Consider the following 26,321-nt stretch of genomic DNA (forward strand, 5'->3'; position numbering starts at 1 on the left):
CGCGGACGATGCGCTCCGTCAATGTCCGATAACATTCGGCACAAGGCGTTCCCGGAAGCGAAGCTCGCGCAGCTCATCGACCGCACTTCTTTTTTTCTTCACCCAGGTGCTACCCCTTGCGGCGGATTGTAGTTAAACTACAATTCAGTGTCAAAAATATTTTTATCGCACTACGGATCGCTTCCGAGCACCCCAACACGGCGGAGACACATGCATACCGATTCCAGCTTTACCTTCGTACTTTTCGGCGGCACCGGCGACCTGTCGATGCGCAAGATCCTGCCCGCGCTGTTCGAAGCGCACCGCGGCAACATGCTCGCGGAAGGCGGCCGGATCATCGCCGTCGCGCGACACGAATCGGACCGGGCCCACTATCTCGAGTGGGTCGACACGCACGTGAAACCGCATGCGGCGAAGGCAGCCGGCGGCGCATTCGACGAAAGCGCGTGGAAGTCCTTCCTCGAGCGCATCGAATACGTGAACCTTGACCTCGGCCGCGCGGAGGACTACGGCGTGCTGCGCGACGCGATCGCGCATCTGCCCGGCATTCGCGTGTTCTACCTCGCGACGGGCCCGTCGCTGTTCGTGCCGATCTGCAAGGCGCTCGCGTCGGTCGGCCTGAACGAAGGTTCGCGCATCGTGCTCGAGAAGCCGCTCGGCTACGACCTGAAGTCGTCGAACGCGATCAACGACGCGGTCGGCGAGATCTTCGCGGAAGGCCAGATCTACCGGATCGACCACTATCTCGGCAAGGAGCCGGTACAGAACCTGCTCGCGCTGCGCTTCGGCAATGCGCTGTTCGAGCCGCTGTGGCGCCGCGAATGGGTCGAGAGCATCCAGATCACGATCGCCGAGGAGCTCGGCGTCGAGGCGCGCGGCGATTTCTACGACAATACGGGCGCGCTGCGCGACATGGTGCAGAACCACCTGCTGCAGTTGCTGTCGATCGTCGCGATGGAGCCGCCGCACTCGATGGATTCCGACTCGGTGCGCGACGAGAAGCTGCGCGTGCTGCGTGCGCTGAAGCCGGTCGATCCGCGCGACATCGGCAAGGTCGCGGTGCGCGGCCAGTATCATGCGGGCGTGATCAAGGGCGTGCAGGTGCCGGCCTACGCGACCGAGCCGGGCGTGAAGCCCGACAGCCAGACCGAAACCTTCGTCGCGCTGAAGGTCGAGATCGAGAACTGGCGCTGGGCCGGCGTGCCGTTCTTCCTGCGCACCGGCAAGCGTCTGGCCGACCGCGTCGCGGAGATCGTCGTCAACTTCCGCCCGGTGCCGCACTCGGCGCTCGGGGCCTCCGCGCTGCGCCCCGGCGCGAACCGTCTCGTGATCCGGCTGCAGCCGAACGAGACGATCCGCCTGTACTGCCTCGCGAAGCAGCCGGGCGAAGGGATGAATCTCGCGAGCGTGCATCTCGACCTCGCGTTCGACCAGTTCTTCAAGGAAGGGCAGATGGAGGCGTACCAGCGCCTGCTGCTCGACGTGATCAACGGCCGGCTCGCCCTGTTCGTGCGTCGCGACGAACAGGAAGCCGCATGGCAGTGGGTCGAGCCGATCCTGAACGAATGGGCGCGCACGCTGAAACCGCCGAAGCCGTACGCGGCGGGCACATGGGGGCCGGCCGCGTCGAGCGCGATGCTCGCGCAGCACGACACCTGCTGGCTCGAAGAAGAAAACTGATGCAACCCGTTGCCGCGTACGCCACCGTACGCGGCAACACGCTTCACGATTCGTACGATTTGAACAGACAAAGCAGTCCGGAGGAGATGTGATCGAGATCCACGCTTTCGACACCCAGGAAGCGCAAAGCGAAGCGCTCGCGCGCGCCGTCGGCGACGCGCTGCGCGCGGCGCTCGCCGGCCCCGCGCGCCCGACGCTCGCGGTGTCCGGCGGCACCAGCCCGCGCCCGTTCCTGCACACGCTGTCGCATGCGGCGCTCGACTGGGCCGGCGTCGACGTCACGCTGGTCGACGACCGCTGGGTGCCGGACGACGACGCGGCGAGCAATGCGCAACTCGTGCGCGACACGCTGCTGCAGCACGCGGCGGCCCCTGCCCGCTTTCTGCCGCTCGTCGACACGCGCACCACGCTCGACGCGCGGGTCGCCGCGCTCAACGCGAACGCCGATTACCGCGTGCCGAGCGTCGCGGTGCTCGGCATGGGCGAGGACGGCCACACCGCGTCGATCTTCGCCGACGCGCCCGAATGGGACCACGCGATCACGACGCCCGAGCGTTTCGTCGCCGTGCATCCGGGCGCGGCGCCCCATGCACGCGTGAGCTATTCGCTCGATGCGCTCAAGCGCGTCGAGCGGCTGTTCCTGCTGATCGCGGGTGCCCGCAAGCGCGACGTGCTCGACGCCGCGGCCGCGTCGCTGCAGAAGAACGCGATTTCCCAACTGGCCAACGACAAGGGGACCCAGCTCGATGTCTACTGGTGCGCAAAGTAAGGCGGTCGTCGCGGGTCAGCATGCCGACGGCCCGCGCCTGCTCGCGGACGTCGGCGGCACCAACGCGCGCTTCGCGCTGGAAACCGGCCCGGGCGAGATCACGCAGATCCGCGTGTATCCCGGCGCCGACTATCCGACGATCACCGACGCGATCCGCAAGTATCTGAAGGACGTGAAGATCAGCCGCGTGAACCACGCGGCGATCGCGATCGCGAACCCGGTCGACGGCGATCAGGTCACGATGACCAATCACGACTGGCGCTTCTCGATCGAGGCGACGCGCCGCGCGCTCGGCTTCGACACGCTGCTGGTCGTCAACGACTTCACCGCGCTCGCGATGGCGCTGCCCGGCCTGACCGATGCGCAGCGCGTACAGATCGGCGGCGGCACGCGCCGCCAGAACAGCGTGATCGGGCTGCTCGGGCCCGGCACCGGACTCGGCGTGTCGGGCCTGATTCCGGCGGACGACCGCTGGATTGCGCTCGGCAGCGAAGGCGGTCATGCGTCGTTCGCGCCGCAGGACGAGCGCGAGGATCTGGTGCTGCAATACGCGCGCAAGAAATTTCCGCACGTATCGTTCGAACGCGTGTGCGCGGGCCCCGGCATGGAGATCATCTATCGGGCGCTCGCTGCGCGCGACAAGAAGCGCGTCGCCGCGTCCGTCGATACGGTGGAGATCGTCGAGCGCGCGCATGCGGGCGACGCGCTCGCGCTCGAAACCGTCGAATGCTTTTGCGGGATTCTCGGCTCGTTCGCCGGCAGCGTCGCGCTGACGCTCGGCGCGCTCGGCGGCGTCTATATCGGCGGCGGTGTCGCGCTGAAGCTCGGCGAGTTGTTCACGCGCTCGTCGTTCCGTGCGCGCTTCGAGGCGAAGGGCCGCTTCGCGCACTATCTCGAGAACATCCCGACCTACCTGATCACCGCCGAATACCCGGCGTTCCTCGGCGTGTCGGCGATTCTCGCGGAGCAGTTGTCGAATCGTTCCGGCGGCGCGTCGTCGGCCGTGTTCGAGCGGATCCGCCAGATGCGCGACGCGCTGACGCCGGCCGAACGCCGCGTCGCCGATCTCGCGCTGAACCATCCGCGCTCGATCATCAACGATCCGATCGTCGACATCGCGCGCAAGGCCGACGTGAGCCAGCCGACGGTGATCCGCTTCTGCCGCTCGCTCGGCTGCCAGGGCCTGTCGGACTTCAAGCTGAAGCTCGCGACCGGTCTCACCGGCACGATTCCGATGAGCCACAGCCAGGTGCATCTCGGCGACACGGCCACCGATTTCGGCGCGAAGGTGCTCGACAACACGGTGTCCGCGATCCTGCAACTGCGCGAGCACCTGAATTTCGAGCACGTCGAAAACGCGATCGAGATCCTGAACGGCGCGCGGCGCATCGAGTTCTACGGGCTCGGCAATTCGAACATCGTCGCGCAGGACGCGCACTACAAGTTCTTCCGCTTCGGGATTCCGACGATCGCGTACGGCGATTTGTACATGCAGGCCGCGTCGGCCGCGCTGCTCGGCAAGGGCGACGTGATCGTCGCGGTGTCGAAGTCGGGGCGCGCGCCCGAGCTGCTGCGCGTGCTCGACGTCGCGATGCAGGCCGGCGCGAAGGTGATCGCGATCACGTCGAGCAACACGCCGCTCGCGAAGCGCGCGACCGTCGCGCTCGAGACCGACCACATCGAGATGCGCGAATCGCAGTTGTCGATGATCTCGCGGATCCTGCATCTGCTGATGATCGACATCCTCGCGGTCGGCGTCGCGATCCGTCGCGCGTCGACCAACGGCGAGCTGCCCGAGGCCGTCGCGCAGGCGAAGGCGCGCGCCGCCGACGACGAAACGGCCGACGTGCTCGACTGGCTGAGCCACGGCGCGTCGCCGGCGGCGAAGGACGTCGCGCGGGACTGACGCGCGGCGCGGCGAGCGCCGCTGCTCGCGTCCCGATGAAAAACGCCACCGGCGCATCGCGCGCGGTGGCGTTCTTCATTGCGCGGCCCGGCTGGCGGGGCGGCTCAGGCGCCCGCTTTCACCGGCCGGCCGTGCCAGCGCAGCACGAGGTAGCGCCCGGCGAAACACAGCAGGCCCGACACGCCGATCGTCACGCCCATCGCGAACGGCGTGCCGTCCGCGAGTACGCCGATCGCCACGCTCGCCAGCGCGCCGAGCGCGAGCTGCATCGCGCCGAACACGGCCGCCGACGCGCCCGCGTTATGCGGATAGCGGTGCATGAGGTCGGTCGTGCAGTTCGCGGACAGGATCCCGACCACGCCGACGACGAAGAACAGACACACGACGATCGACCACAGCCCGCCCCACCCCGTCAGCGCGACGAGCGCGACCGCGAGCGACGCGACGCAGCTCACGAGCGATGCGGCCGCGATGATGCGCAGCGAACCGATGCGGCCGACGAGGCGCGTGTTCGCGAAGTTGCCGATCATGATCCCGACGACGTTCAGGCCGAACAGCAGCCCGTAGTGCTGCGGCGACACGTGGAAATACTCGATGTACACGAACGGCGTCGCGGTGATGTACGAAAACATCGACGCGAACGCCATCCCGCCGCACAGCATGTGCCCCCATGCGACCGGGTCGGACAGGATGCGCCCGTACGATGCGAACGACGCGAGCACGGCCGCGCTCTTGCGCCGCTCCTTCGGCCAGGTTTCGGGCACCCGCAGATACGCGGTCGTCGCGCAGATCGCGCCGAACACGGCCAGCACGACGAACACGCCACGCCAACCGGCGAAGCGCAGGATCTGGCCGCCGATCAGCGGCGCGAGCAGCGGCCCGACCGCGGTGACGATCGCGACCATCGACAGCACCTTCGCCGCGTCGCTCGGCTCGTGCGCGTCGCGTGCGATCGCACGTGCGAGCACCGACGCGGCGCCGGCGCCGAGCGCCTGCAGGAAGCGCACGACGATCAGCATGTCGATCGAGCCCGACACGAAGCAGCCGACGCTCGCGAGCGTGAACAGCGCGATCCCGCCGAGCAGCACGGGCCGGCGGCCCCACGTGTCGGACAGCGGGCCGTACAGCAGCATGCCGATCGAGAAGCCGGCCATGAAGCTGGTCAGCGTGCGCTGCGCGGCGCCGGGGCTGACCGAAAAGCCGGCGGCGATCGACGGCAGGCTCGGCAGGTACATGTCGGTGGCGATCGGCCCGCAGGCCGCGAGCGCGCCGAGCAACAGGATCAGCCGGGCATCGGGCCGGCGCCGGACGACGTGGGACATGGGTATCCGGAATGGGAGTCCGCGCGCATCGGGGCGCGCGTGACGGTGAAGACGGGAAGCCGCACCGCAAGCGGCGCGTTCAGGCCCATGATTGTACGCGCAACTTTTTTGCGTGCCTCGGACCGCGCGCGGCGGCGGCCGGGGAGCCGCCCACGCGCGTCGCGCGCACCCACGAGCACGGCGGCGGATTCGATTAAGCTTGCGGCTGCCCGCCGCGCTTGTCCGATCCATTCGACGTACGACCGAACCGATGACCGCTTTCCTGCTGATCTGGAGCCCCAAGAAATGGCCATGGCCCGAACTGCCCGACGTCGCCGCGCGCGTGAAGGCCGGCGAGGCCGTGCATGACGTATGGGGCTGCGGCTTCGCGCGCGGCATCCTGCCGGGCGACCGCGTATTCCTGCACCGCGTCGCGCAGGCGCCCAAGGGCGTGTTCGGCTCCGGCTACGTGACACGCGCACCTTACGAGGTGCCCGATCCGGCGACGAAGCGCGGCTACCGGCTCTGCATCGACTTCGTGTACGACTGGCTGGTCGACGCGCATCAGGACGTCGTGATTGCGCGCGACGCGCTGCGCGTCCATCCGTATTCGGTGCAAACCTGGGATGCGCAGAGCTCCGGCACGTCGATCAAGCCGATGGTCGAAGGCCCACTCGAAAAGCGCTGGGCCGAGCTGAAAAAAAGAATAGAACAGTTCTAAAGATTCTGAAAAATACGCCGTAGAAATTACCATTTGCGCAGTTGATTTTTCACCAAGCACCCCGCCCCACATCAAGCAACAATCACTACTCAAAAACACCACCAGCCGCTACAATAAGAACGCCGTCAACGCAACAAACCAAATGACCACGAGAGACCAAATGACTACTCAAGAAGAAAAACTCGAAAAGCTTAGAAACATTATTAATGAAAACCTCAGAACGCAGCTAGCCAACGACCGAGTAAACTACATCAGCACCGGTCACACTCTCAATGATGCTGCTGCGAAGCAAAGCCACTGTATCTTCGCTCGCCGCGGCTGCGGGAAGACGCTTCTCTTGCATCACTCCCGCCGCAAACTTGCCGCGGACACAAAAGCCATCTACATCAACTGCGAAGATTTCAAGCACCACTCGTTTCCAAACGTGTTGATCGAACTCCTTGAGGCCACATTCAAGGAGCTTGACAAAAATCTGCTTGGCTGGTTTGGGCGAAGCAAAAAACTAAAAAACATTCTCTCCGAAATTAATTCCAGCCTCTCTACCTTGAGGCAAACCCCCGATCAACAATCCATTGAAATCAAAACCACTGAGGCAAATCATAACGAGAGCAAGGATGGCATCGACCTTAAGGTGGGAGTAAAAGCATCAGCGGCCGACGCATCGACCACGGCCACTACCAGCCGTCTGTTCAAGAGCCTGAGCGACATTGAGAAAAAATACGTTCAGAACGAAAATAAATTACAACAACTCAATCACAATCTTCCAACCTATAAAAATAACGTTAGAGATTTCTTTTCCATTTCAAAGAAGCTGAAATCCGTATTTATACAGATCGACGACTTTTATCACCTAAACCGAGCCGACCAGCCATTCGTCGCCGATTATATTCACCGCCTTTGCAAAGACACGCCCCTTAAGTTTAAAATCGCGACATTGAAGCATAACTCAGTAATGTATATTGAGCGCGCAGGACAACCAATTGGAATCCAAGAGCGTCACGACTATCAACCCATAAACATCGACTTTACCTTTGAACATTTTGATCGCACTCTTTCTCAAAACAGGGGGATTTTCTTAGAATACTCCAAGCTCGCCGGAATGAGTGCCGCCGAATTCGATGCACTCTTCAAAGGAAAGGGATTCGATCGACTAGTACTGGCGGGTGGCGGCGTGCCTCGAGATTGCATGTCCTTTTTCCTCGAAGTTCTCGATCGAGTTAAAACAAGCGATCCCAACGGAAAAATTGGGAAGGACGATGTGCGCTTCCTCAGCAAAGAAACTTTCGAACGAAGAATCGAGGAACTCAAACAAGATTCCGAAGGCCAAGACCAAGACACCCTCCTCAAAGGAATATACGCGATACGTAGCTTTTGCCTAGAAAAGAAAAGCAATGTGTTTCTTGTGGCAGAAAATGAAATACAAATCGATGACGATTTGAAATTACTTCTTTATCGACTCATGGATTATAGAATTATTCATCGAGTCGCCAACTCTCTCACCCACAAATCTAAAACCGGATCTAACTACCAAGCATTCTCAATCGATATTGGTTGCTATGCGTACATGCGGAACCTCCAAAATCGACTCTCCGAAATCGACCTTAGTGAAAGTACAGCGAAAGAAAAAATGCGGTCGACCCCTATTTTTGAAGGAGAAGAGCTTCGTCGGATTCTACAAGGTTCGGAAGGGAAATCGGGGGCGGATGCTTTAGCTGAACAAGATCAGACTGAAGAAACGTAAGTAAGCCGGGAGAAGGGGGCATTTCGACTCAAAATGCCCCCTTGATTGGCATCCAGTACAATTCCGGACAGACCTCTCGTTCGAACGTCGACCGTACTCGACGCCCGACCCTCTCTTCTTATCCGCTCCTTATTTCATGTCACACAATCAGATCCTCTTCGAACGCGCCCAGAAGACCATTCCGGGCGGCGTCAACTCGCCGGTACGCGCGTTCCGTTCGGTCGGTGGCACGCCGCGCTTCGTCGCGCGCGCGCAAGGCCCGTATTTCTGGGATGCCGACGGCAAGCAGTACATCGACTACATCGGTTCGTGGGGCCCGATGATCGTCGGCCACGTCCATCCGGAAGTGCTGTCGGCCGTGCAGAACGTGCTCGCCGACGGCTTCTCGTTCGGCGCGCCGACCGAAGCCGAGATCGAGATCGCCGAGGAAATCTGCAAGCTCGTGCCGTCGATCGAGCAGGTGCGGATGGTGTCGAGCGGCACCGAGGCCACGATGAGCGCGCTGCGTCTCGCGCGCGGTTTCACGGGCCGCAGCCGCATCGTGAAGTTCGAGGGCTGCTACCACGGCCACGCGGACAGCCTGCTGGTCAAGGCCGGCTCGGGCCTGCTGACGTTCGGCAATCCGACGTCGGCTGGCGTGCCCGCCGACATCGCGAAGCACACGTCCGTCCTCGAATACAACAACGTCGCCGCGCTCGAGGAAGCCTTCGGCGCGTTCGGCGACGAAATCGCCGCGGTGATCGTCGAGCCGGTGGCCGGCAACATGAACCTGGTGCGCGGCACGCCCGAATTCCTGAACGCGCTGCGCGCGCTGTGCACGAAGCACGGCGCCGTGCTGATCTTCGACGAGGTGATGTGCGGGTTCCGCGTCGCGCTCGGCGGCGCGCAGGCGCACTACGGGATCGCGGCCGACCTCACCTGCCTCGGCAAGGTGATCGGCGGCGGGATGCCGGCCGCCGCGTTCGGCGGCCGCCGCGACATCATGGCCCACCTCGCGCCGCTCGGCGGCGTCTACCAGGCCGGCACGCTGTCGGGCAACCCGATCGCGGTCGCCGCGGGCCTGAAGACGCTGCAGCTGATCCAGGCGCCGGGCTTCTACGACGCGCTCACCGCGCAGACGAAGCGGCTCGCCGACGGCCTCGCGGCCGAAGCGCGCGCGGCCGGCGTGCCGTTCGCGGCCGACTCGATCGGCGCGATGTTCGGCCTGTACTTCGCCGAGCGCGTGCCGGGCAGCTTCGCGGAAGTCACGAAGAGCGACACCGAGCGCTTCAACCGCTTCTTCCACCTGATGCTCGACGAGGGCGTGTACTTCGCGCCGTCGGCCTACGAGGCGGGTTTCGTGTCGAGCACCCACGACGACACGGTGATCGACGCGACGCTCGCGGCCGCGCGCCGCGCGTTCGCGGCACTCGCCGCCTGACCCGGGGCCGCGCGCATGTTCTCGGATACCGATTTCGCCCACATGCAGCGCGCGCTCGCGCTCGCCGCGCGCGGCATGTACACGACCGCGCCGAATCCGCGCGTCGGCTGCGTGATCGTCAAGCACGGCGAGGTGATCGGCGAAGGCTTCACGCAGCCGGCCGGCCAGGATCACGCGGAAGTGCAGGCGCTGAAGGACGCGCGTGCGCGCGGCCACGACGTCGCGGGCTCGACCGTGTACGTGACGCTCGAACCGTGCAGTCATTTCGGCCGCACGCCGCCGTGTGCGAACGCGCTGATCGACGCGCGCGTCGCGAAGGTCGTCGCGGCGATGGAAGACCCGAATCCGCAGGTGTCGGGCCGCGGCCTCGGGATGCTGCGCGATGCGGGCATCGACGTGCGCTGCGGGCTGCTCGCGCACGAGGCCGGCGAGCTGAACATCGGCTTCGTGTCGCGGATGACGCGCGGCCGCCCGTGGGTACGGATGAAGACCGCCGCATCGCTCGACGGCCGCACCGCCCTGCCGTCCGGCGAAAGCCAGTGGATCACCGGCGAGGCCGCGCGCCTCGACGGGCACGCGTGGCGCGCCCGCGCGTGCGCTATCCTCACCGGCATCGGCACCGTGCGCGAGGACAATCCGCTGCTGACCGTGCGCGGCATCGACACGCCGCGTCAGCCGCAACGCATCCTCGTGGACAGCCGCCTCGACCTGCCGCTCGACGCGCGGCTGCTCGAAGGCGCGCCGCTGCTGATCTTCTGCGGCCGGCTCGACGCCGCCGGCGAGGTCCGCGCGAACGTACTGAAGTCGCGCGGCGCGGAAATCGTGCCGCTCGCGAACGCGCACGGCAAGGTCGACCTGCCCGCGATGCTGGCGGCGCTCGGCGCGCGCGGCGTCAACGAGCTGCACGTCGAGGCCGGCCACAAGCTCAACGGTTCGCTGCTGCGCGAACGGTGCGTCGACGAATTGCTGGTGTATCTGGCGCCGAGCCTGCTGGGCGCCGACGCGGCCGGCATGTTCGATCTCGCCGCGCCGGCGAGCCTCGATGCGCGCACCCGGCTGTCGTTCCACGGTATCGAGCGGATCGGCGACGACTTGCGGATCCTCGCGCGGCTCGCGTCGCCCGACGCCTCTCACTGAACGGAATCGTCACGATGTTTACCGGAATTGTCGCGGCCGTCGGCCGCATCGAATCGATCGCCCCGCTCGGCACGTCGGCCGACGCCGGCGTACGCCTGACCGTGCAGGCCGGCGGGCTCGACCTGGCCGATGTCGCGCTCGGCGACAGCATCGCGATCCAGGGCGCGTGCATGACGGTGATCGCAAAGACCGACACCGCGTTCGACGTCGACGTGTCGCGCGAAAGCCTGAACCGGACGGTCGGCCTCGCGCAGCCCGGCGAAGTGAATCTCGAGAAGGCGCTGCGCGCGCACGATCGCCTCGGCGGGCATATCGTGTCGGGCCATGTGGACGGCCTCGGTACCGTGTCGCGCTTCGCGCCGGTCGGCGAGTCGCACGAACTGCGGATCGTCGCGCCGCGCGAACTCGGCCGCTATCTCGCGTACAAGGGCTCGATCACGGTGAACGGCGTGAGCCTGACCGTCAATACGATCGACGATCGCGCGGACGGCTGCGAATTCTCGATCAACCTGATTCCGCATACGGTCGAAGTCACGACGCTGCGTCATGTGAAGGCCGGCGACAAGGTCAATCTCGAAGTCGACATGATCGCGCGGTACGTGGAGCGGATGCTGTCGTCGTCGCAGGGCGTGCATCAGGACTGATCGGCCGGCCCCGTCCGGTGGGGGGAATGACGGCTGGCGGTTCGCCCGGCATGGTTCGGGCGTCGCCGCCGCCCCGTCGCTTGACCACTCGCCGGCCACCGGCCCGATAGCGTGCATGGGCCGAACGGGCCGCGCCGCGCTTTGCTCCCACCCTACTTCGTGCCGGGCCGCTCCGTCGCCGGACACCGACACGCCGCCATCGGGATCGCGTTCGGTCGTTGACCGTTTGGCCAGCCGACACCTGGCCAAACGGCCAACGACGCGCACGGGTCATGCCGTCGCGCTAAGATGCGTCGACAGCGGTTTCAACGCCGCAACGCACGACGTGCCGCGTACCGCGCCGCCTCTCTTCCAACAGGAGTCGTTCCCATGTCCATCTCCATGTACCAGGCTTCGCTGCCCGTCCTGATCCGCGGCCTCACCAACCTGCAACACATCCTCGGCAAGGCGCAGGCCCATGCGGCCGAAAAGCAGATCGACCCGTCGGTATTCGTCGGCGCACGCCTCTATCCGGACATGCTGCCGCTCGTCCGCCAGGTCTACATCGCGACCGACACGGCCAAGGGCTGCGCCGCGCGGCTCGCCGGCGTGGACATCCCGAGCTACCCGGACGTCGAGCAGACCTTCGACGAACTGCATGCGCGCATCCAGAAGACGATCGACTACCTGAAAAGCTTCGACGCCGCGCAGATCGACGGCAGCGAGACGCGCCAGGTCGTGCTGAAGATGCGCGTCGGGCCGATCGAATTCACCGGCCAGTCGTATCTGCTGAATTTCGTGCTCCCCAACTTCTTCTTCCACGTGACCACCGCGTACGACATCCTGCGCCATAGCGGCGTCGAACTCGGCAAGCTGGACTACCTCGGTGGGCGCAACGAGCACGCGTGACGCGCGGCCGCGCACCGCCGGCCCGCTGCCGTGCGCACCCGCGCGCAGGCCGGCCACAGCGCTTTCCGGAGCGCAGGCCGGCCCCGCCCGGCCCGCGCCAGCCGAAACGCCGCCCGGCTGGCGTAAAATACGCACTTTCCTCTTTCTCGCCCCCTTATGACGCTCGCCTCCACGCTCGACATCATCGCCGAGCTGAAAGCCGGCCGGATGGTGATCCTGGTCGACGAAGAAGACCGCGAAAACGAGGGCGACCTCGTGATCGCCGCCGAATTCGTCACGCCGGAAGCGATCAACTTCATGGCCAGGTACGGCCGCGGCCTGATTTGTCTGACGTTGACGCAGGAACGCTGCAAGCAGCTGCACCTGCCGCTGATGACCTATCGCAACGGCACGCAGTACGGCACCGCGTTCACGGTCAGCATCGAAGCGGCCGAAGGCGTGACGACCGGCATCTCGGCCGCCGACCGCGCGCACACGATCGCCACGGCGGTCGCGCACGACGTGCGCCCCGAGCACATCGTGCAACCGGGCCACGTGTTCCCGATCATGGCGCAACCGGGCGGCGTACTCGTGCGCGCGGGCCACACCGAGGCCGGCTGCGACTTCACCGCGCTCGCGGGCCTCACGCCGGCCGCGGTGATCTGCGAGATCATCAAGGACGACGGCACGATGGCGCGCCTGCCGGACCTGATCGAATTCGCGAAGGAACACGACCTGAAGATCGGCACGATCGCCGACCTGATCCAGTACCGCAGCCGCACCGAATCGATCATCGAGCGGATCGCCGAGCGCACGATGCAGACCGCGCACGGCACGTTCCGCGCGGTGCTGTACCGCGACCAGCCGAGCGGCTCGCCGCACATCGCGCTGGTGCGCGGCATGCCGTCGCCCGACGTCGATACGCCGGTGCGCGTGCACGAGCCGCTGTCGGTGCTCGACCTGCTCGAGACGGGCATCTCGACGCACTCGTGGACGCTCGACGCCGCGATGCGCGAGATCGCGGAACGCGACCTCGGCGTGATCGTGCTGCTCAACTGCGGCGATACGAAGGAACACCTGATCGACGTCTTCAAGGCGTTCGACGAGGAAGAAAAGGCCGCTGCGCTCAAGCGCCGGCCGGTCGATTTCAAGACGTTCGGCATCGGCGCGCAGATCCTGCGCGATGTCGGCGTCGGCAAGATGCAGGTGCTGTCGAATCCGCGCAAGCTGGGCAGCATGTCCGGCTACGGCCTCGAAGTCACGGGCTTCATTCCGATGCCCGGCGGCGAGGCCAAGTCCTGCCCGGCGTCCCACGCGTAACCCGCCACGGCGCTTTCGCCCTATAACCGTTCATCCACACCACGGACCAGATCATGGAAATCGGACAATACCAACCGAATCTCGAAGGCGACGGCCTGCGTATCGGCATCGTGCAATCGCGCTTCAACGAACCCGTGTGCAACGGCCTCGCCGACGCGTGCGTCGAAGAACTGGAGCGCCTCGGCGTCACCGGTGAAGACGTGCTGCTCGTGTCGGTGCCCGGCGCGCTGGAAATCCCGCTCGCACTGCAGAAGCTCGCCGAAAGCGGCCAGTTCGACGCACTGATCGCGCTCGGCGCGGTGATCCGCGGCGAGACCTACCATTTCGAACTCGTGTCGAACGAGAGCGGCGCGGGCATCACCCGCATCGGCCTCGACTTCAACCTGCCGATCGCGAATGCGGTCCTGACGACCGAAACCGACGAGCAGGCCGTCGCGCGCATGACCGAAAAGGGTCGTGACGCCGCACGCGTCGCCGTCGAGATGGCCAACCTGACGATGGCGCTCGACCAGCTCGGCGACGACGAGGACGAAGAGGAAGACGAAGACGACGAAGAGGAGCGCGCATGAAGAAGAGCGCCCGCCGACAATCGCGCGAGCTGGCGACGCAGGGCCTGTACCAGTGGCTGCTGTCGAACGCGCCCTCCGGCGAGATCGACGCGCAACTGCGCGGCGCGCTCGGTTACGACAAGGCTGACAAGGAACTGCTCGAAGCGATCCTGCACGGCGTGATCCGCGAACATGCGACGCTCGTCGAAGCGCTGGCGCCGTCGCTGGACCGTCCGATCGATCAGTTGTCACCGGTCGAACGCGCGGTGCTGTTGATCGCGACGTTCGAGCTCACGCACCACGTCGAAACGCCGTATCGCGTGATCATCAACGAAGCCGTCGAACTCGCGAAGACGTTCGGCGGCTCCGACGGTTACAAGTACGTGAACGGCGTGCTCGACAAGCTGGCCGCGAAGCTGCGCCCCGCCGAAACGCAGGCGCGTCGCAACGGCTGATACCGTTGGTTGGTCCACGGGCGCGCAAGCGCCCGTTTTTCATTCTTTTCCCCTCCGCCCCGCCCGCCGATGAATACCACCGCCGATTCGCTCGTCACGCTCGCCGCACGCGTCGACGCGATCCAGCCCTTCCACGTGATGGAATTGATGAAGGAGGCACAGCGGCTCGAGTCCTTGGGACGCGACGTTATCCACATGGGCATCGGCGAGCCGGATTTCACCGCGCCGGAGCCGGTCGTCGAGGCCGCCGCGGCCGCGCTGCGCCGCGGCGTCACGCAGTACACGAGCGCGCTCGGCATCGCGCCGCTGCGCGAGGCGATCGCCGCGCACTATGCGCGCGCGTACGGCCTCGCGATCGCGCCCGAGCGGATCGTCGTGACGGCCGGCGCATCGGCCGCGCTGCTGCTCGCGTGCCTCGCGCTGGTCGGCCGCGACGACGAAGTGCTGATGCCCGACCCGTCGTATCCGTGCAACCGGCACTTCGTCGCGGCGGCCGAAGGTCGCCCGGTGCTCGTGCCGAGCGGCCCGGACGCACGCTTCCAGCTCACCGAAAACGACGTCCGCACGCACTGGAACGCGCGCACGCGCGGCGTGCTGCTCGCGTCGCCGTCGAACCCGACCGGCACGTCGCTCGAACCGGACGAACTGAAGCGGATCGTCGAAGCGGTGCGCGCACGCCACGGCTTCACGATCGTCGACGAGATCTACCAGGGGCTCAGCTACGACGCCGCGCCCGTATCGGCGCTGTCGTTCGGCGACGACGTCATCACCGTGAACAGCTTCTCGAAGTATTTCAGCATGACGGGCTGGCGGCTCGGCTGGCTCGTCGTGCCGCCCGCGCTCGTCGGCTCGTTCGAGAAGCTCTCGCAGAACCTGTTCATCTGCCCGTCCGCGCTCGCGCAACACGCGGCGCTCGCCTGCTTCGAACCCGCGACGCTCGACATCTACGAAACACGCCGGCTCGAATTCAAGCGCCGCCGCGATTTCATCGCACCGGCGCTCGAACGGCTCGGCTTCACGGTGCCGGTGATGCCAGACGGCGCGTTCTACGTGTATGCGCATTGCGGCGGCGTCGCCCACCCGGCGGCCGGCGACAGCGCCGCACTCACGCAGGCGATGCTGCACGACGCAGGCGTGGTGCTGGTGCCGGGCATGGACTTCGGTGTCCATGCGCCGCGCGACTATATCCGCCTGTCCTATGCGACGGCCTACTCGCGGCTCGAAGAGGCCGTCGACCGGCTCGCGGCGCTGTTCGGCCGGCACTGACGCCGCGCCGGGGCGTACCGCCGCTTCAAGCATCACAAAAAGAAAAAGCACCCGAGTCGGGTGCTTTTTTCATGTCGTGCCGGCCGGAGCCGCCGAAACGCAACCGTTACGCGCCGAGCTCCGAATGATCGCCGTGCGACTGCTTCGCGGTATCGACGCTCGCGTCGTCCTGCGGGGCGGCTTCCTTCGGCGCCGCCTTGATCGAGGTCGTGCCGTCGAGCGTCGCATGCACGCGCTTCGCGCCGCCTGCCGCGGCCGTCACGGCAGCGGCGGTGACGATCGGCTTCGCGGGTTGCGCGGGCGCCTGCGGCGCGTTGATCGGCACGCTGCGGCCACGCGCGACGTCGCGCAGGCGGCCGCGTTCGGCCATCACCTTCGCGCCGTAGCCGTTGTCGTCGGGATTCGTCGAGCCGTTGTACAGGCGCAGGCCGTTCGCGAGCGAACCGCCGCGCGCGATGCAGTCCTTCAGCACCAGCGCGCCGACCTGCAGGTTCGCGAGCGGCTGCAGCGCGGTGTCGGTGCCGCCGAAATACTCGAACTTGTCGGAATGCACCTTCGACATGACCTGCATCAGCCCCTTCGCGCCGACGCCGCTTTCGGCGTACGGGTTGAAGCCCGATTCGATCGCCATCACGGACAGCAGCAGCAGCGGATCGAGGCCGACGTCGCGACCGGTCTGGAACGCCGCCTTGACGAGCTGGCCGAGCGGCTCCTGGGCGACGCGGTAACGGCGCGACAGATAGGTGGCGACGAGCGCCTGTTCGCGGTTCGACGCGAGCGCGCGATCGTCGCGGGCATCGGCCGCCACGCGCTGAATCGGGATCAGTTTCGCCAGCGCGACGGGCGACGGGCCGTTACGGGCCGGATCGGACGCATCGCCCTGGGCGCCCTGAGCGGCGGCTTCCGGTGCGACGTCGAGGCCGACTGCAAGCGCATCCGTTTCCGGACTCTCTTCCTGCTGCGGCTGCGCGCCGGCAGGCGCGAAGTTCGGCAGCGGATGGCCGGACAGCAGACGGGCCGGACCGGCCTGCACGGCCGCGGACACGACCGGCATCAGCTTCGCGGCGAGCGTGCCGCGCACGGTCGGCAGCAGCCACAGTGCAAGCGCGACCGCGACAGCGAAACAGCCGACAACGCTGAATAGATGGTGACTGACACGCGTCCCGCGACGCAGCAAGTTGCGCACGATTTGCGCATGCTGCTCGGTGGGACGCCACGATAACCAAGCGTTCATTCAGATCATCTCCCATGAACATGACTCGTGCGGCTCGCTCAGCTCGATGGCGAGACGGAAAACGCGCCGCGGAATCACGACGCCGCACGCCTTGGTTGGGACGCGCAAGCATCGGGGAAACGGTATAAGTACCGTTCGAGGCCACGGTGTAAGAAGGCCGGCGCCTTCGCACACTGGGCGAGGCGGGCATACGCGGTGGCACCCACGCAAAAAACCAGCGTCTGGTGGCGCTGGTTGGGACTACGACAAAGGCCGTCGAAGACGCCGTGCAGGATTCGGCGGACGGTGACGCGCTGCGTCAAAGATCGGTGATTGGCGGCTCGAAGCCTTTTACCCTGCAACCAATGTGAGCGGATTCTAGCAGGGTTTTATAGATCGTCAACACTATAAAACCTTCAAATCATAACAAAAAGTAATTTAAAACCGCTCTTCAGAACGCAATCCCCGTGCCGTAAGGGGTTTGCGCTCGATCGACTTTTTTCTGCGCCGGGCGGCCGCGCGGCGACCCGGGTAAAATCGTCGGTCGATTCGGGGTCGCAGCCGGCCGCTGCCCCCGCCCACCGCTGCCCGTCCTGCGGGCAGCCCGGACCTTCTTCATGAAATACAAAGACTTACGCGATTTCATTCAGCGCCTCGAGGCGCTCGGCGAACTGCGGCGCGTCACGCAGCCCGTGTCGCCCGTGCTCGAAATGACCGAGCTGTGCGACCGCGTGTTGCGCGCCGGCGGCCCGGCGCTGCTGTTCAACGCGCCGCCCGGCCATGCGTTCCCGGTGCTCGGCAACCTGTTCGGCACGCCGCGCCGCGTCGCGCTCGGGATGGGCGTCGATGCGGGCGACGATGCCGCGCTCGGTTCGCTGCGCGATCTCGGGCGCCTGCTGTCCGCGCTGAAGGAACCCGATCCGCCGAAGAGCCTGAAGGACGCCGGCAAGCTGCTGTCGCTCGCGAAGGCGGTGTGGGACATGGCGCCGAAGTCGGTGTCGTCGCCGCCGTGCCAGGAAATCGTCTGGGAAGGCGCCGACGTCGACCTGAACAAGCTGCCGATCCAGACCTGCTGGCCCGGCGATGCGGGGCCGCTCGTCACGTGGGGCCTGACGGTCACGCGCGGGCCGAACAAGCCGCGCCAGAACCTCGGCATCTACCGTCAGCAATTGATCGGCCGCAACAAGCTGATCATGCGCTGGCTCGCGCACCGCGGCGGCGCGCTCGACTTCCGCGAGTTCGCGCTGCGCAACCCCGGCAAGCCCTATCCGGTCGCGGTCGTGCTCGGCGCCGATCCGGCCACGACGCTCGGCGCGGTGACGCCCGTGCCCGATTCGCTGTCCGAGTATCAGTTCGCCGGCCTGCTGCGCGGCAGCCGCACGGAACTCGCCAAGTGCCTGACGCCCGGCGTCGACACGCTGCAGGTGCCCGCGCGCGCGGAAATCGTGCTGGAAGGCTTCATTCATCCGCAGGAAGGCGCCCCTGCCCCCGCGCCGGTCGGCGCGCCGCCGCGGCCCGCCGGCAACGCGGCGGCCGCGTACGAACACGCGCTCGAAGGGCCGTACGGCGACCATACCGGCTATTACAACGAGCAGGAGTGGTTTCCGGTGTTCACCGTCGAGCGCATCACGATGCGCCGCGACGCGATCTACCATTCGACCTATACGGGCAAGCCGCCCGACGAGCCCGCGGTGCTCGGCGTCGCGCTCAACGAGGTGTTCGTGCCGCTGCTGCAGAAGCAGTTCACGGAAATCACCGACTTCTACTTGCCGCCCGAAGGCTGCAGTTACCGGATGGCCATCGTCCAGATGAAGAAGAGCTACGCGGGCCACGCAAAGCGCGTGATGTTCGGCGTGTGGAGCTTCCTGCGGCAGTTCATGTATACGAAGTTCATCGTGGTCGTCGACGAGGACGTGAACATCCGCGACTGGAAGGAAGTGATCTGGGCGATCACGACGCGCGTCGACCCCGTGCGCGACACGGTGATGGTCGACAGCACGCCGATCGACTATCTCGACTTCGCGTCGCCGGTGGCCGGACTCGGCTCGAAGATGGGGCTCGACGCGACCAACAAGTGGCCGGGCGAAACGAATCGCGAATGGGGCCGCCCGATCGAGATGGACGCGGCCGTGAAGGCGCGCGTCGACCGGCTGTGGCAGGAGATCGGCCTCTGACGCCACGCGGCCGGCGCCCGCCGGCCCGCGCATCGCAATCGCCGCATGTAACCAGAAGATGAGCTTTCCGCCCGCCTCCATGCTGTCCGACGGATTCTTTCTGTCGCTATCGTTGTGTCTCGACATCGGCCTCGTCAACGTCGCGATGCTGTCGCTGACGCTGTCGCACGGCTTCCGGCCGGGCTTCTGGCTCGGCGTCGGCTCGTGCGTCGGCGATCTCGTCTACGCGGCGCTCGCGCTCGCGGGGATGGCCGTGCTGCTGCAGTTCGAACCCGTGCGCTGGATCGTATGGATCGGCGGCGGCGCCGTACTGCTGTTCCTCACGTGGAAGATGGCGCGCGAAGCGCTGGCGCCCGTCAAGGCAGCCGAAGACGACGCCGACGATGCCCCGCCGCCGCGGGCGAGCGCGCGGCGCAGTTTCGTGCGCGGGATGCTGCTCGCGATGTCGTCGCCGAGCGCGATCCTGTGGTTCGCAGCGGTCGGCGGCGCGCTGATCGCGAAAGCCGGCGCGACCACCCCGGCCACCGCATCGGTGTTCCTGTCGGGCTTTTTCCTCGGCGGCCTCGCGTGGACGCTCTTCATGTGTACGCTCGCGGCGCAGGGCCGCAAGCGCGCGGGCGCGGGGCTGATGCGCGCGTGCCACGTCGCGTCGGCGCTGCTGTTTGCGTATTTCTCGTACAGCGTGATCGTCGGCGGCTATCGCGACCTGATCGCGCACGCGGCGTAGCGGCGACGCCTGCCGCGTGCGAAGCCGCGCGGCTCCAATGAAAACGGCGCAATGCCCTTGCGGACATTGCGCCGTTTCGCCGTGACGCGGCTTGCGTCGGATCACCAGCGACGCCAGCCGTGCCCGTAGTAGCCGTGATGACGCCAGTACGGACGGCCGTAGTAGCCGCCGACGACCACGGCGGGCGGCGGCGCATAGTAGGCCGGCGCCGGCGCGTAGTACACGGGCGGAGGCGGCGGCGCATAGTACACGGGCGGCGGCGGTGCATAGACGGGATACGCGGGTGCGACCGGGATGCCGATGCCGACCCCGATCGACACGTGAGCCTGCGCGGCGCTTGCGGCACCCAGGCCCAGCGCGGCGGCGGCGATGAACGGAATGAGCTTTTTCACTTCGATTCTCCTGCTGGAGCGGTATTTTAGGCGCTCCTGTCGGCAACGGCGGGCATGCACGTCGCATGCAAGCAATGTAGCGAAAACCCGCCCCGCGCGTATCGTGCATTTGTTGCAAATTGCAATTGCGCGCGGCCGCAGCGGCCGCCCGGCGCGGGGCCCGGCGTGGGCGGCGACCCTTGCGGGTCGCGCGATTCCATCCGAGAAGTCGGGTCGCGACACGACGACCGGTCAGTCTTACCGGATCCGGCGCGCGCAGCCGGCACGCGTACGTAATGAACGATTACAAATTCGAGACAACATGCCGACATTTCAAGCGGGGGCGGCGCACGAAATTTCGGGGTCGGATTCTGTAATCCTGATTCCGCCGCGATACCGGACGCCTGCCCACGCATCGATCGCACCGCGTACCGGTAATTCATACGTGCGGCCGCCTCGCAGGCGGGCTTGCGCGACACCGCCGTCATTCCTGCGATACTGACGGCTGCTTCGTTTTCGCTTACATCCGCTGCCATGCCGCTTCCCGACACACCCCGCCTCGGCTTCATCGGCGCCGGCCGCCTCGCGCGCTGTGTCGCGCAACGTTTCGCGCAGGCCGGCTTTCCCGTCGTCGCGATCGCGAGCCGCACGCCGGCGTCGGCCATCGGCCTCGCCGCGCGCATCGACGGCTGCCGCGCGGTCGATACCCCGCAGCAGGTGGCCGACGTCGCCGACCTGATCTTCGTGACGACGCCCGACGATCATCTCGCGTCGAGCGCCGCGGCGCTGCGCTTCGACGCGTCGCGCGCCGCCCGCCAGGCGGTCGTCCATTGCAGCGGCGCATCGCCGGTCGCGCTGCTCGACCCGGCGAAGCAGCAAGGCGTGGCCACCGGCGGCTTCCATCCTCTTTATTTGTTCGGCGGCACCGATGCCGACCTCGCCCGCATCGACGGCTGCTCGGTCACGATCGAAGCGGACGGTGCGCTGCACGCGGCGTTGCTGCGACTCGCCGCCGCACTCGGCTGCCATCCGCTGTCGATTCCGGCCGGCGGCCGGATGCTGTATCACGCGGCCGCCCACTACGCGGCGAGCTTCGCGCTGTGCGGGCTGTCGGAAGCGGTCGAGCTGTGGCGCGGCCTCGGCTTCGACGAGGAAGCCGCGCTGCGCGCGCTGTTGCCGATGCTCGCCGGCACGATCGAGACTGCCCGCGACAAGGGGCTCGCGAATGCGCTGTCCGGGCCGGTGTCGCGCGGCGACACGGGCATCGTCGAGCGCCAACTCGCGCTGCTCGAGGCGCGCGGCGGCGATCATGCGGCACTGTACGCGCTGCTGACGCGCCGCGCGATCGCGCTCGCGGCGAAGCGCGCGACGCCGCCGGCCTCGCTGCCGGCGCTGGCCGAAGCCGTCGAAACGTCGCTCGCGCGCGCGGCCGCACGCCCCTCCCCGTCGCGAGACGAGGCGTGATAAGGTGTCGGCCGATGCGCCGCCAACCGGCGTTGGCGGCCGCACGCTACTGACTGTATAAAAAGGATGCCAACGATGTTCGGCGAGATCGCCCGTTTTCTGCTCAATACCGTCTTCACGCTATTCGGTGCCGCGCTGATCCTGCGCGTCTGGATGCAGGCCGTCCGCGTGCCGCCGTACAACCCCGTCACGCAAGCCGTGCTGCAGGCGACCAACTGGCTCGTGCTGCCGCTACGCCGCGTGATCGCGGGCGTACGCGGCATCGATTGGGCCAGCGTCGTCGCCGCGCTGCTCACCGCGCTCGTCTACGTCGTGCTGATGGTCGTGATGGCCGGCTTCGATCCGGCCGCCGTGATCGCGACGCTCGTCGTGGTCGCGCTGCTCACCGTCGTGAAGTGGGCGCTCAATCTCGTGATCTGGATGACGATCCTGATGGCGCTGCTGTCGTGGCTCAACCCGCACTCGCCGGCGATGCCGATCCTCTACCAGCTCACCGCGCCGTTCCTGAACCCGCTGCGCCGCGTGATCCCGAACCTCGGTGGCATCGACCTGTCGCCGATCCTGCTGTTCGTGATCGTGCAGGTGCTGCTGATGATCGTCACGCGCGCTGCCGTGTCGCTGACGATGTTCGGCATCTGATCCGCGCCGCGCCCTACGCCGCCGGCCCCTGCGCCGGCGGTGCGCCGAGCGTGTCGATCACGCCGAACCGCGCGGGCATCATCGCGTAGCACACGCGCACTTTCTCGTGCGACAGCCGCTCGAGCAGCCGTTGCGCTTCGTCCTCGGTGACGATGAATTCGACCTCGATCGCGACCGAGCCCTGCAGTTCGAAGAAGCGATCCTCGTGCAGCACGCGATGCTGGCCGAAGCCGGCCATCGCACGAAACGCGGAGCCGCCCGCGACGCCCATCCGGTTCGCCTCTTCCAGCAGCCATTCCCACAGCGGCTTCCAGTGCAGCCGGTGCTGCTCGTGCACGTAGAAGCGCAACAAGACCCTGTCCATCGCTCCCTCCGATGACGGCCCGCTCAGGCCGCCGCGAGCCACGCGCGCGCGGTCCACATGCCGAGCGCCGTCAGCGCGAACGATCCAGTCAAGTGTAGGGCAGCCACCGCCAATGCCCATCCGAATTCGCCCTCGAGCGCGTGCGTCATCACTTCGACCGAAAAGGTCGAGAACGTCGTGAGGCCGCCGAGAAAGCCCGTGATCACGAACAGCCGCCACTCGGGCGGCAACCCGACGCGCGCGGTAAACATGACCGCGGCCACGCCGATCACATAGCCGCCGATCAGGTTCGACGCGAGCGTGCCGAGCGGCACCGCGGGAAAGAACGCGTTGAGCGCGAGGCTCAGGAACCAGCGCAGCAACGCGCCGAGCCCGGCGCCGACGAAGATCGCGACGATCGAATAGAACAAGGGCACTCCTGTCTGGCGGTGCCGCGCGGCGCGCGCGGCCTACGCGGAACTGTATGCGCAATCGCGCCGCGCCGGCAATGCCGACGGGCGGCGGATCGTGTCGCGGACGCACGACGCCCTTCACGATTTCCACACGCGCGCCGCGGCCTCGGTTCGCCGATCGCGCCGGCGCTCGTCGCGCGGCCGTAATCGGCGCGGGCTCGGCCGGTCGGCGCGTGGCTCAGCCGCCGCGCCACGCGCGCTCGAGCGCGTTCAGCGTCGCCAACGCACCGCCCTTCAGCCCGATCACGTCCGGCCGGCGCGCATGCGCTTCGCGCGCGTTGATGCGGATCACGTCGGCGCCGAACCGTTCGCTCGACAGGCGCACGGTCGGAATCGCGGTGCCCGCGCCGATCTCGACAACGACGACGCGCCCGGCCCGCGCGAGCCAGTCTTCGAGCGCGCGCGCCTGAACGTCGTAGCGCGTACCGAGCCAGCCGGTGTCGCCGAACATCAGGATGTTCGGCCGCGCGAGCCCGCCGCAGTGCAGGCAGCGCGGCAGGTCGCCCACCAGGCGGCACGTCGTTTCGTCGACCTCCGGCACGAACGGCGCCGCGTCCCACGTCTCGTCCGTGCACGGGCGCAGGCATTGCATCGCATGAATCGAACCGTGGATCTCGACGATGCGCGCCGGATCGAAGCCGGCTTTCTGAAACTGGCCGTCGACGTTGCTCGTCAGCACGAAGCCGCCGTTCGGCATCGCGTCGATCCAGCGGCGCAGGATCGCGAAGCCGGCGTGCGGCACCGTCGCGCGGTAGAGCGCGAGACGGTGCCCGTAGAACCCCCACGCGAGCGGCGCACGCGCACGAAACGCGTGCGGCGACGCGATCTCGTGGAATTCGAAACGCTCGTGGCGCAGCGCCGGATACGCGCGCCAGAAGCCGTCCGTACCGCGAAAATCGGGCAGCCCGGAATCGACGCCGACGCCCGCGCCGGCCGTGACGAGCAATGCGTCCGCGCGCGCGAGTGCGTCGACGGCGGACGCGACGAGATCGGCGGGAAGCGGCGCGGCGGCGGAACCGGAGGGATCGGCGAAATCAGCGGGATCGGAAAAAGGCATGATGGAGAAGCAGTGGCGTCGAGCATTGCGCGAGTGGCGTCGCGATCATACGCCGGTTGGGACGCCGCGCTGCATCGGCCGCGCAACGCGGCATGCACGCCACGCGCCGGCCTGGGGCGATGCACATGCCGACCGGCCCCGCACGCGCCGCACCGACGATGCCGCCAACCGGCGCCCATGTTCGCTCAGTCAGCCGAATCGTCCCGCGCAACCGGCATCTCGTCGACCGCGAAATAGACCGGCTTGCCGAGTCGCCGCGCAAGCGCCACGTCCGCATCCGCCCCGCGCGACCCGCCGTCGATCCGCAGCACCGCGTCGCAGCGCCGCAGCAGCCGGTGCGCGGCCGGATACAGGAAGGTTTCGCCGATCGCGTCGCCGACCCGCGTCGACCCGGCCGCGGCCGCGAGCGGCAGCGACACCCACTCGCCGATCATCGGCACGTGCCCGCGGCGATACACGGCGAGCGCCGCCGCTTCCAGCCGATGCAGGTTCGCGGCGATGCGCGCCGGGTCGCCGTCCGTGCCGCTGCGATAGGGGCCGGCGACCAGCACGAGCCGCGGCGTCATGCGGCGCGCGCGCCCGCGGTGTCCCGCAGCGCGACGTACTGGAGCAGCATGATCGTCTTCGCATCGACGATCTCGCCGCGCTCGACCGCGTCCAGCGCCGCCTGCAGCGGCATCTCGACGACCTCGAGATCCTCGCCCTCTTCCGCGACGCCGCCGCCCGCGCCGGTGCGCAGCGACGCATCGTATTCGCCGACGAAGAAATGCAGCTTCTCCGTCACGGAACCCGGGCTCATGAACGCCTCGAACACCTTGCGCACGCCGCGCACGCGATAGCCGGTCTCCTCCTCGGCTTCCGCGCGGATGCGCGCTTCGGGCGTTTCGTCGTCGAGCAGGCCGGCGGCCGCCTCGAGCAGCATGCCGTCGTGCCCGCTCACGAACGCCGGCATCCGGAACTGCCGCGTCAGCAGCACGTCGCCCGTTTCGGCATGACGCAGCAGGATCGTCGCGCCGTTGCCGCGATCGTAGGTCTCGCGGCTCAGGCGTTGCCACGTGCCGTCGCGGCGCAGGAAATCGAACGTCACCTTGCGCAGCACATACCAGTCATCGGACAGCACCGTCGTATCGACGATGCGGACCCGCTCCCGCGTTGCAGCCATTGCAGCCTCCGGTTCGACAAAGGACGGCGCCCATGATAACGTGCAGATTCGTGCAATTTCAAGAATTTTCGTGCAAAGACGATGCTGACGACGCAACGCAAGAAAGCGATTCTCGATGCGCTCGCGCGCGACGGCCAGGTGCTGGCTGCCGAGCTGAGCGTGCAATTCGGCGTGTCCGAAGACACGGTGCGCCGCGACCTGCGCGAACTCGCGGCCGAAGGGCTGCTGCAGCGCGTGCATGGCGGCGCACTGCCGGCGTCGCCGGCCGTCGTGCCGTTCGCGCAGCGCGAGGCGCTCGAAACCGCGGAGAAGCGGCGCATCGCGCGGCGCGCCGCGCAGATGATCGCGCCCGGGCAAGTCGCGATCGTCGACGGCGGCACGACCTCCGCGCTGCTCGTCGGCCAGTTGCCGGCCGACCTGCGCGCGACGATCGTCACGCACAGCCCGAGCGTCGCGGTCGCGCTGGCCGCGCATCCGTCGATCGACGTGATCCTGATCGGCGGGCGGCTCTACAAGCACTCGATCGTCGCGGTCGGCGCGGCGGCGATGGAAGGCATCGCGCGCATCCATGCGGACCTGTACTTCATGGGGGTCACGGGCGTGCATCCGGTCGCGGGGCTGAGCACCGGCGATTTCGAGGAAGCGGCGATCAAGCGCGCGCTGGCCGAACGCGCGGCCGAGACGGTCGTGCTCGCGTCGCAGTCGAAGCTACGTGCGGCGTCGCAGTTCGTGATCGGCGATATCGCGCTGGCGCAGGCGATAGTCGTCGAAAGGGAAACCGACACCGCGCTGACGAAGCCGATCGAGGCCGCCGGCGTGACGGTGGTGCGCGCATGACGCGCGGCGGCCCGGCCGCGTCGAACCGGTCGTGGAGCCGGGGTCGTGCGGACGCCGCGCCCATGTCAGCATGCTGACAGGCACCG

At 67.0% G+C, this 26,321-nt stretch carries 26 protein-coding genes; 18 read left to right on the plus strand and 8 right to left on the minus strand.

Translation table 11 applies throughout. The annotated features are described in order from the left end of the window. The first annotated feature begins 210 nt into the window (after window positions 1–210). The 3 genes from zwf to WT53_RS06580 all read left to right on the plus strand — a co-directional run bounded on the left by zwf (window position 211) and on the right by WT53_RS06580 (window position 4,355). A complete protein-coding gene (gene zwf, locus WT53_RS06570; protein WP_034206650.1) occupies window positions 211–1,680 on the plus strand; it encodes a glucose-6-phosphate dehydrogenase in 1,470 nt (489 codons plus the stop codon). A gap of 88 nt (window positions 1,681–1,768) precedes the next feature. After that, window positions 1,769–2,449, plus strand: a complete 681-nt coding sequence (gene pgl / locus WT53_RS06575; RefSeq protein ID WP_034206649.1) for a 6-phosphogluconolactonase — start codon at window positions 1,769–1,771, stop codon at window positions 2,447–2,449. Continuing rightward, window positions 2,427–4,355, plus strand: a complete 1,929-nt coding sequence (locus tag WT53_RS06580; RefSeq protein ID WP_027783791.1) for a bifunctional transcriptional regulator/glucokinase — start codon at window positions 2,427–2,429, stop codon at window positions 4,353–4,355. The genes pgl and WT53_RS06580 overlap by 23 nt, the downstream gene beginning before the upstream one ends. A 104-nt stretch (window positions 4,356–4,459) precedes the next feature. Here the strand turns inward: WT53_RS06580 and WT53_RS06585 are convergent, their stop codons facing one another. Next, window positions 4,460–5,677 (minus strand): Bcr/CflA family multidrug efflux MFS transporter, encoded by a 1,218-nt coding sequence (locus tag WT53_RS06585; protein WP_059836871.1) that lies wholly within the window; start codon window positions 5,675–5,677, stop codon window positions 4,460–4,462. Window positions 5,678–5,927: 250 nt separating this feature from the next. On the opposite strand from WT53_RS06585, the gene WT53_RS06590 reads away from it, so the two are divergent. The 10 genes from WT53_RS06590 to WT53_RS06635 all read left to right on the plus strand — a co-directional run bounded on the left by WT53_RS06590 (window position 5,928) and on the right by WT53_RS06635 (window position 15,775). Beyond that, complete coding sequence (locus tag WT53_RS06590) at window positions 5,928–6,377, plus strand: hypothetical protein (RefSeq protein WP_060258886.1); 450 nt, start codon at window positions 5,928–5,930, stop codon at window positions 6,375–6,377. 160 nt (window positions 6,378–6,537) lie between these two features. After that, window positions 6,538–8,118, plus strand: a complete 1,581-nt coding sequence (locus WT53_RS31980; protein WP_082727475.1) for a hypothetical protein — start codon at window positions 6,538–6,540, stop codon at window positions 8,116–8,118. A gap of 136 nt (window positions 8,119–8,254) precedes the next feature. Continuing rightward, window positions 8,255–9,538, plus strand: a complete 1,284-nt coding sequence (gene hemL / locus WT53_RS06600) for a glutamate-1-semialdehyde 2,1-aminomutase (RefSeq protein WP_060258895.1) — start codon at window positions 8,255–8,257, stop codon at window positions 9,536–9,538. A gap of 15 nt (window positions 9,539–9,553) precedes the next feature. Beyond that, the gene (ribD, locus tag WT53_RS06605; protein WP_034206645.1) at window positions 9,554–10,675 is read left to right on the plus strand and encodes a bifunctional diaminohydroxyphosphoribosylaminopyrimidine deaminase/5-amino-6-(5-phosphoribosylamino)uracil reductase RibD; all 1,122 of its coding nucleotides are present in this window, start codon (window positions 9,554–9,556) and stop codon (window positions 10,673–10,675) included. Window positions 10,676–10,689: 14 nt separating this feature from the next. Continuing rightward, window positions 10,690–11,319, plus strand: coding sequence for a riboflavin synthase (locus WT53_RS06610; RefSeq protein ID WP_059779572.1), 630 nt, complete (start codon window positions 10,690–10,692; stop codon window positions 11,317–11,319). Between the two features lie 369 nt (window positions 11,320–11,688). Further along, complete coding sequence (locus tag WT53_RS06615; protein WP_059824294.1) at window positions 11,689–12,207, plus strand: DUF1993 family protein; 519 nt, start codon at window positions 11,689–11,691, stop codon at window positions 12,205–12,207. A 156-nt stretch (window positions 12,208–12,363) separates the two neighbouring features. Further along, window positions 12,364–13,506 (plus strand): bifunctional 3,4-dihydroxy-2-butanone-4-phosphate synthase/GTP cyclohydrolase II, encoded by a 1,143-nt coding sequence (ribBA, locus tag WT53_RS06620; RefSeq protein WP_060258897.1) that lies wholly within the window; start codon window positions 12,364–12,366, stop codon window positions 13,504–13,506. A gap of 53 nt (window positions 13,507–13,559) precedes the next feature. Next, entirely contained in the window at window positions 13,560–14,075 is a 516-nt protein-coding gene (ribH, locus tag WT53_RS06625) for a 6,7-dimethyl-8-ribityllumazine synthase (protein WP_034206641.1), read from the plus strand. Further along, the gene (gene nusB / locus WT53_RS06630; RefSeq protein ID WP_006476662.1) at window positions 14,072–14,509 is read left to right on the plus strand and encodes a transcription antitermination factor NusB; all 438 of its coding nucleotides are present in this window, start codon (window positions 14,072–14,074) and stop codon (window positions 14,507–14,509) included. The genes ribH and nusB overlap by 4 nt, the downstream gene beginning before the upstream one ends. A 69-nt stretch (window positions 14,510–14,578) precedes the next feature. Then, on the plus strand, window positions 14,579–15,775 hold the full coding sequence (locus WT53_RS06635; RefSeq protein ID WP_060258900.1) for a pyridoxal phosphate-dependent aminotransferase: 1,197 nt from the start codon (window positions 14,579–14,581) through the stop codon (window positions 15,773–15,775). 106 nt (window positions 15,776–15,881) lie between these two features. On the opposite strand, the gene WT53_RS06640 is transcribed toward WT53_RS06635, so the two are convergent. After that, window positions 15,882–17,009 (minus strand): transglycosylase SLT domain-containing protein, encoded by a 1,128-nt coding sequence (locus WT53_RS06640; RefSeq protein ID WP_060258904.1) that lies wholly within the window; start codon window positions 17,007–17,009, stop codon window positions 15,882–15,884. A 596-nt stretch (window positions 17,010–17,605) separates the two neighbouring features. On the opposite strand from WT53_RS06640, the gene WT53_RS06645 reads away from it, so the two are divergent. Next, window positions 17,606–19,162 carry a UbiD family decarboxylase gene (locus tag WT53_RS06645; RefSeq protein WP_060258907.1) on the plus strand — a complete coding sequence of 519 codons (1,557 nt, stop codon included), beginning with the start codon at window positions 17,606–17,608 and terminating at the stop codon, window positions 19,160–19,162. 58 nt (window positions 19,163–19,220) lie between these two features. Beyond that, window positions 19,221–19,889: a LysE family translocator gene (locus WT53_RS06650; protein WP_060258911.1), complete on the plus strand. Its 669-nt coding sequence runs from the start codon at window positions 19,221–19,223 to the stop codon at window positions 19,887–19,889. 101 nt (window positions 19,890–19,990) lie between these two features. Here WT53_RS06650 and WT53_RS06655 read toward each other — a convergent pair whose 3' ends face one another. Beyond that, entirely contained in the window at window positions 19,991–20,281 is a 291-nt protein-coding gene (locus WT53_RS06655) for a hypothetical protein (protein WP_034206636.1), read from the minus strand. 513 nt (window positions 20,282–20,794) lie between these two features. Here WT53_RS06655 and WT53_RS06660 point away from each other — a divergent pair. Beyond that, on the plus strand, window positions 20,795–21,724 hold the full coding sequence (locus WT53_RS06660) for a Rossmann-like and DUF2520 domain-containing protein (protein WP_060258914.1): 930 nt from the start codon (window positions 20,795–20,797) through the stop codon (window positions 21,722–21,724). Between the two features lie 75 nt (window positions 21,725–21,799). Then, complete coding sequence (locus WT53_RS06665; protein WP_034206634.1) at window positions 21,800–22,363, plus strand: YggT family protein; 564 nt, start codon at window positions 21,800–21,802, stop codon at window positions 22,361–22,363. 13 nt (window positions 22,364–22,376) lie between these two features. On the opposite strand, the gene WT53_RS06670 is transcribed toward WT53_RS06665, so the two are convergent. From WT53_RS06670 to WT53_RS06690, 5 genes are all read right to left on the minus strand, one after another. Next, on the minus strand, window positions 22,377–22,727 hold the full coding sequence (locus WT53_RS06670) for a DUF190 domain-containing protein (protein WP_034206633.1): 351 nt from the start codon (window positions 22,725–22,727) through the stop codon (window positions 22,377–22,379). Window positions 22,728–22,750: 23 nt separating this feature from the next. Further along, entirely contained in the window at window positions 22,751–23,137 is a 387-nt protein-coding gene (gene crcB, locus WT53_RS06675; RefSeq protein WP_059791612.1) for a fluoride efflux transporter CrcB, read from the minus strand. 220 nt (window positions 23,138–23,357) lie between these two features. After that, complete coding sequence (locus WT53_RS06680; protein ID WP_060258919.1) at window positions 23,358–24,236, minus strand: Sir2 family NAD-dependent protein deacetylase; 879 nt, start codon at window positions 24,234–24,236, stop codon at window positions 23,358–23,360. A gap of 185 nt (window positions 24,237–24,421) precedes the next feature. After that, window positions 24,422–24,802, minus strand: coding sequence for a hypothetical protein (locus tag WT53_RS06685; protein WP_060258922.1), 381 nt, complete (start codon window positions 24,800–24,802; stop codon window positions 24,422–24,424). Then, complete coding sequence (locus WT53_RS06690) at window positions 24,799–25,398, minus strand: NUDIX domain-containing protein (protein ID WP_034206629.1); 600 nt, start codon at window positions 25,396–25,398, stop codon at window positions 24,799–24,801. Before WT53_RS06690 ends, WT53_RS06685 begins: the two co-directional genes overlap by 4 nt. Window positions 25,399–25,479: 81 nt before the next feature. Here WT53_RS06690 and WT53_RS06695 point away from each other — a divergent pair, with 81 nt between their 5' ends. Next, window positions 25,480–26,235: a DeoR/GlpR family DNA-binding transcription regulator gene (locus WT53_RS06695; RefSeq protein WP_060258925.1), complete on the plus strand. Its 756-nt coding sequence runs from the start codon at window positions 25,480–25,482 to the stop codon at window positions 26,233–26,235. Window positions 26,236–26,321 lie beyond the last annotated feature (86 nt).

The sequence above is a fragment of the Burkholderia sp. MSMB2157WGS genome, from assembly GCF_001532755.1.
Taxonomy (GTDB): Bacteria; Pseudomonadota; Gammaproteobacteria; order Burkholderiales; family Burkholderiaceae; genus Burkholderia.

Bases quoted from the DNA above. Each gene is read 5' to 3' on its own strand.
- zwf (WP_034206650.1), top strand. From the start codon at position 211: ATGCATACCGATTCCAGCTTTACCTTCGTACTTTTCGGCGGCACCGGC.
- WT53_RS06580 (WP_027783791.1), top strand. From the start codon at position 2,427: ATGTCTACTGGTGCGCAAAGTAAGGCGGTCGTCGCGGGTCAGCATGCC.
- WT53_RS06585 (WP_059836871.1), bottom strand. From the start codon at position 5,677: ATGTCCCACGTCGTCCGGCGCCGGCCCGATGCCCGGCTGATCCTGTTG.
- WT53_RS06590 (WP_060258886.1), top strand. From the start codon at position 5,928: ATGACCGCTTTCCTGCTGATCTGGAGCCCCAAGAAATGGCCATGGCCC.
- WT53_RS31980 (WP_082727475.1), top strand. From the start codon at position 6,538: ATGACTACTCAAGAAGAAAAACTCGAAAAGCTTAGAAACATTATTAAT.
- hemL (WP_060258895.1), top strand. From the start codon at position 8,255: ATGTCACACAATCAGATCCTCTTCGAACGCGCCCAGAAGACCATTCCG.
- ribD (WP_034206645.1), top strand. From the start codon at position 9,554: ATGTTCTCGGATACCGATTTCGCCCACATGCAGCGCGCGCTCGCGCTC.
- WT53_RS06610 (WP_059779572.1), top strand. From the start codon at position 10,690: ATGTTTACCGGAATTGTCGCGGCCGTCGGCCGCATCGAATCGATCGCC.
- WT53_RS06615 (WP_059824294.1), top strand. From the start codon at position 11,689: ATGTCCATCTCCATGTACCAGGCTTCGCTGCCCGTCCTGATCCGCGGC.
- ribBA (WP_060258897.1), top strand. From the start codon at position 12,364: ATGACGCTCGCCTCCACGCTCGACATCATCGCCGAGCTGAAAGCCGGC.
- ribH (WP_034206641.1), top strand. From the start codon at position 13,560: ATGGAAATCGGACAATACCAACCGAATCTCGAAGGCGACGGCCTGCGT.
- nusB (WP_006476662.1), top strand. From the start codon at position 14,072: ATGAAGAAGAGCGCCCGCCGACAATCGCGCGAGCTGGCGACGCAGGGC.
- WT53_RS06635 (WP_060258900.1), top strand. From the start codon at position 14,579: ATGAATACCACCGCCGATTCGCTCGTCACGCTCGCCGCACGCGTCGAC.
- WT53_RS06640 (WP_060258904.1), bottom strand. From the start codon at position 17,009: ATGAACGCTTGGTTATCGTGGCGTCCCACCGAGCAGCATGCGCAAATC.
- WT53_RS06645 (WP_060258907.1), top strand. From the start codon at position 17,606: ATGAAATACAAAGACTTACGCGATTTCATTCAGCGCCTCGAGGCGCTC.
- WT53_RS06650 (WP_060258911.1), top strand. From the start codon at position 19,221: ATGAGCTTTCCGCCCGCCTCCATGCTGTCCGACGGATTCTTTCTGTCG.
- WT53_RS06660 (WP_060258914.1), top strand. From the start codon at position 20,795: ATGCCGCTTCCCGACACACCCCGCCTCGGCTTCATCGGCGCCGGCCGC.
- WT53_RS06665 (WP_034206634.1), top strand. From the start codon at position 21,800: ATGTTCGGCGAGATCGCCCGTTTTCTGCTCAATACCGTCTTCACGCTA.
- WT53_RS06670 (WP_034206633.1), bottom strand. From the start codon at position 22,727: ATGGACAGGGTCTTGTTGCGCTTCTACGTGCACGAGCAGCACCGGCTG.
- WT53_RS06680 (WP_060258919.1), bottom strand. From the start codon at position 24,236: ATGCCTTTTTCCGATCCCGCTGATTTCGCCGATCCCTCCGGTTCCGCC.
- WT53_RS06685 (WP_060258922.1), bottom strand. From the start codon at position 24,802: ATGACGCCGCGGCTCGTGCTGGTCGCCGGCCCCTATCGCAGCGGCACG.
- WT53_RS06690 (WP_034206629.1), bottom strand. From the start codon at position 25,398: ATGGCTGCAACGCGGGAGCGGGTCCGCATCGTCGATACGACGGTGCTG.
- WT53_RS06695 (WP_060258925.1), top strand. From the start codon at position 25,480: ATGCTGACGACGCAACGCAAGAAAGCGATTCTCGATGCGCTCGCGCGC.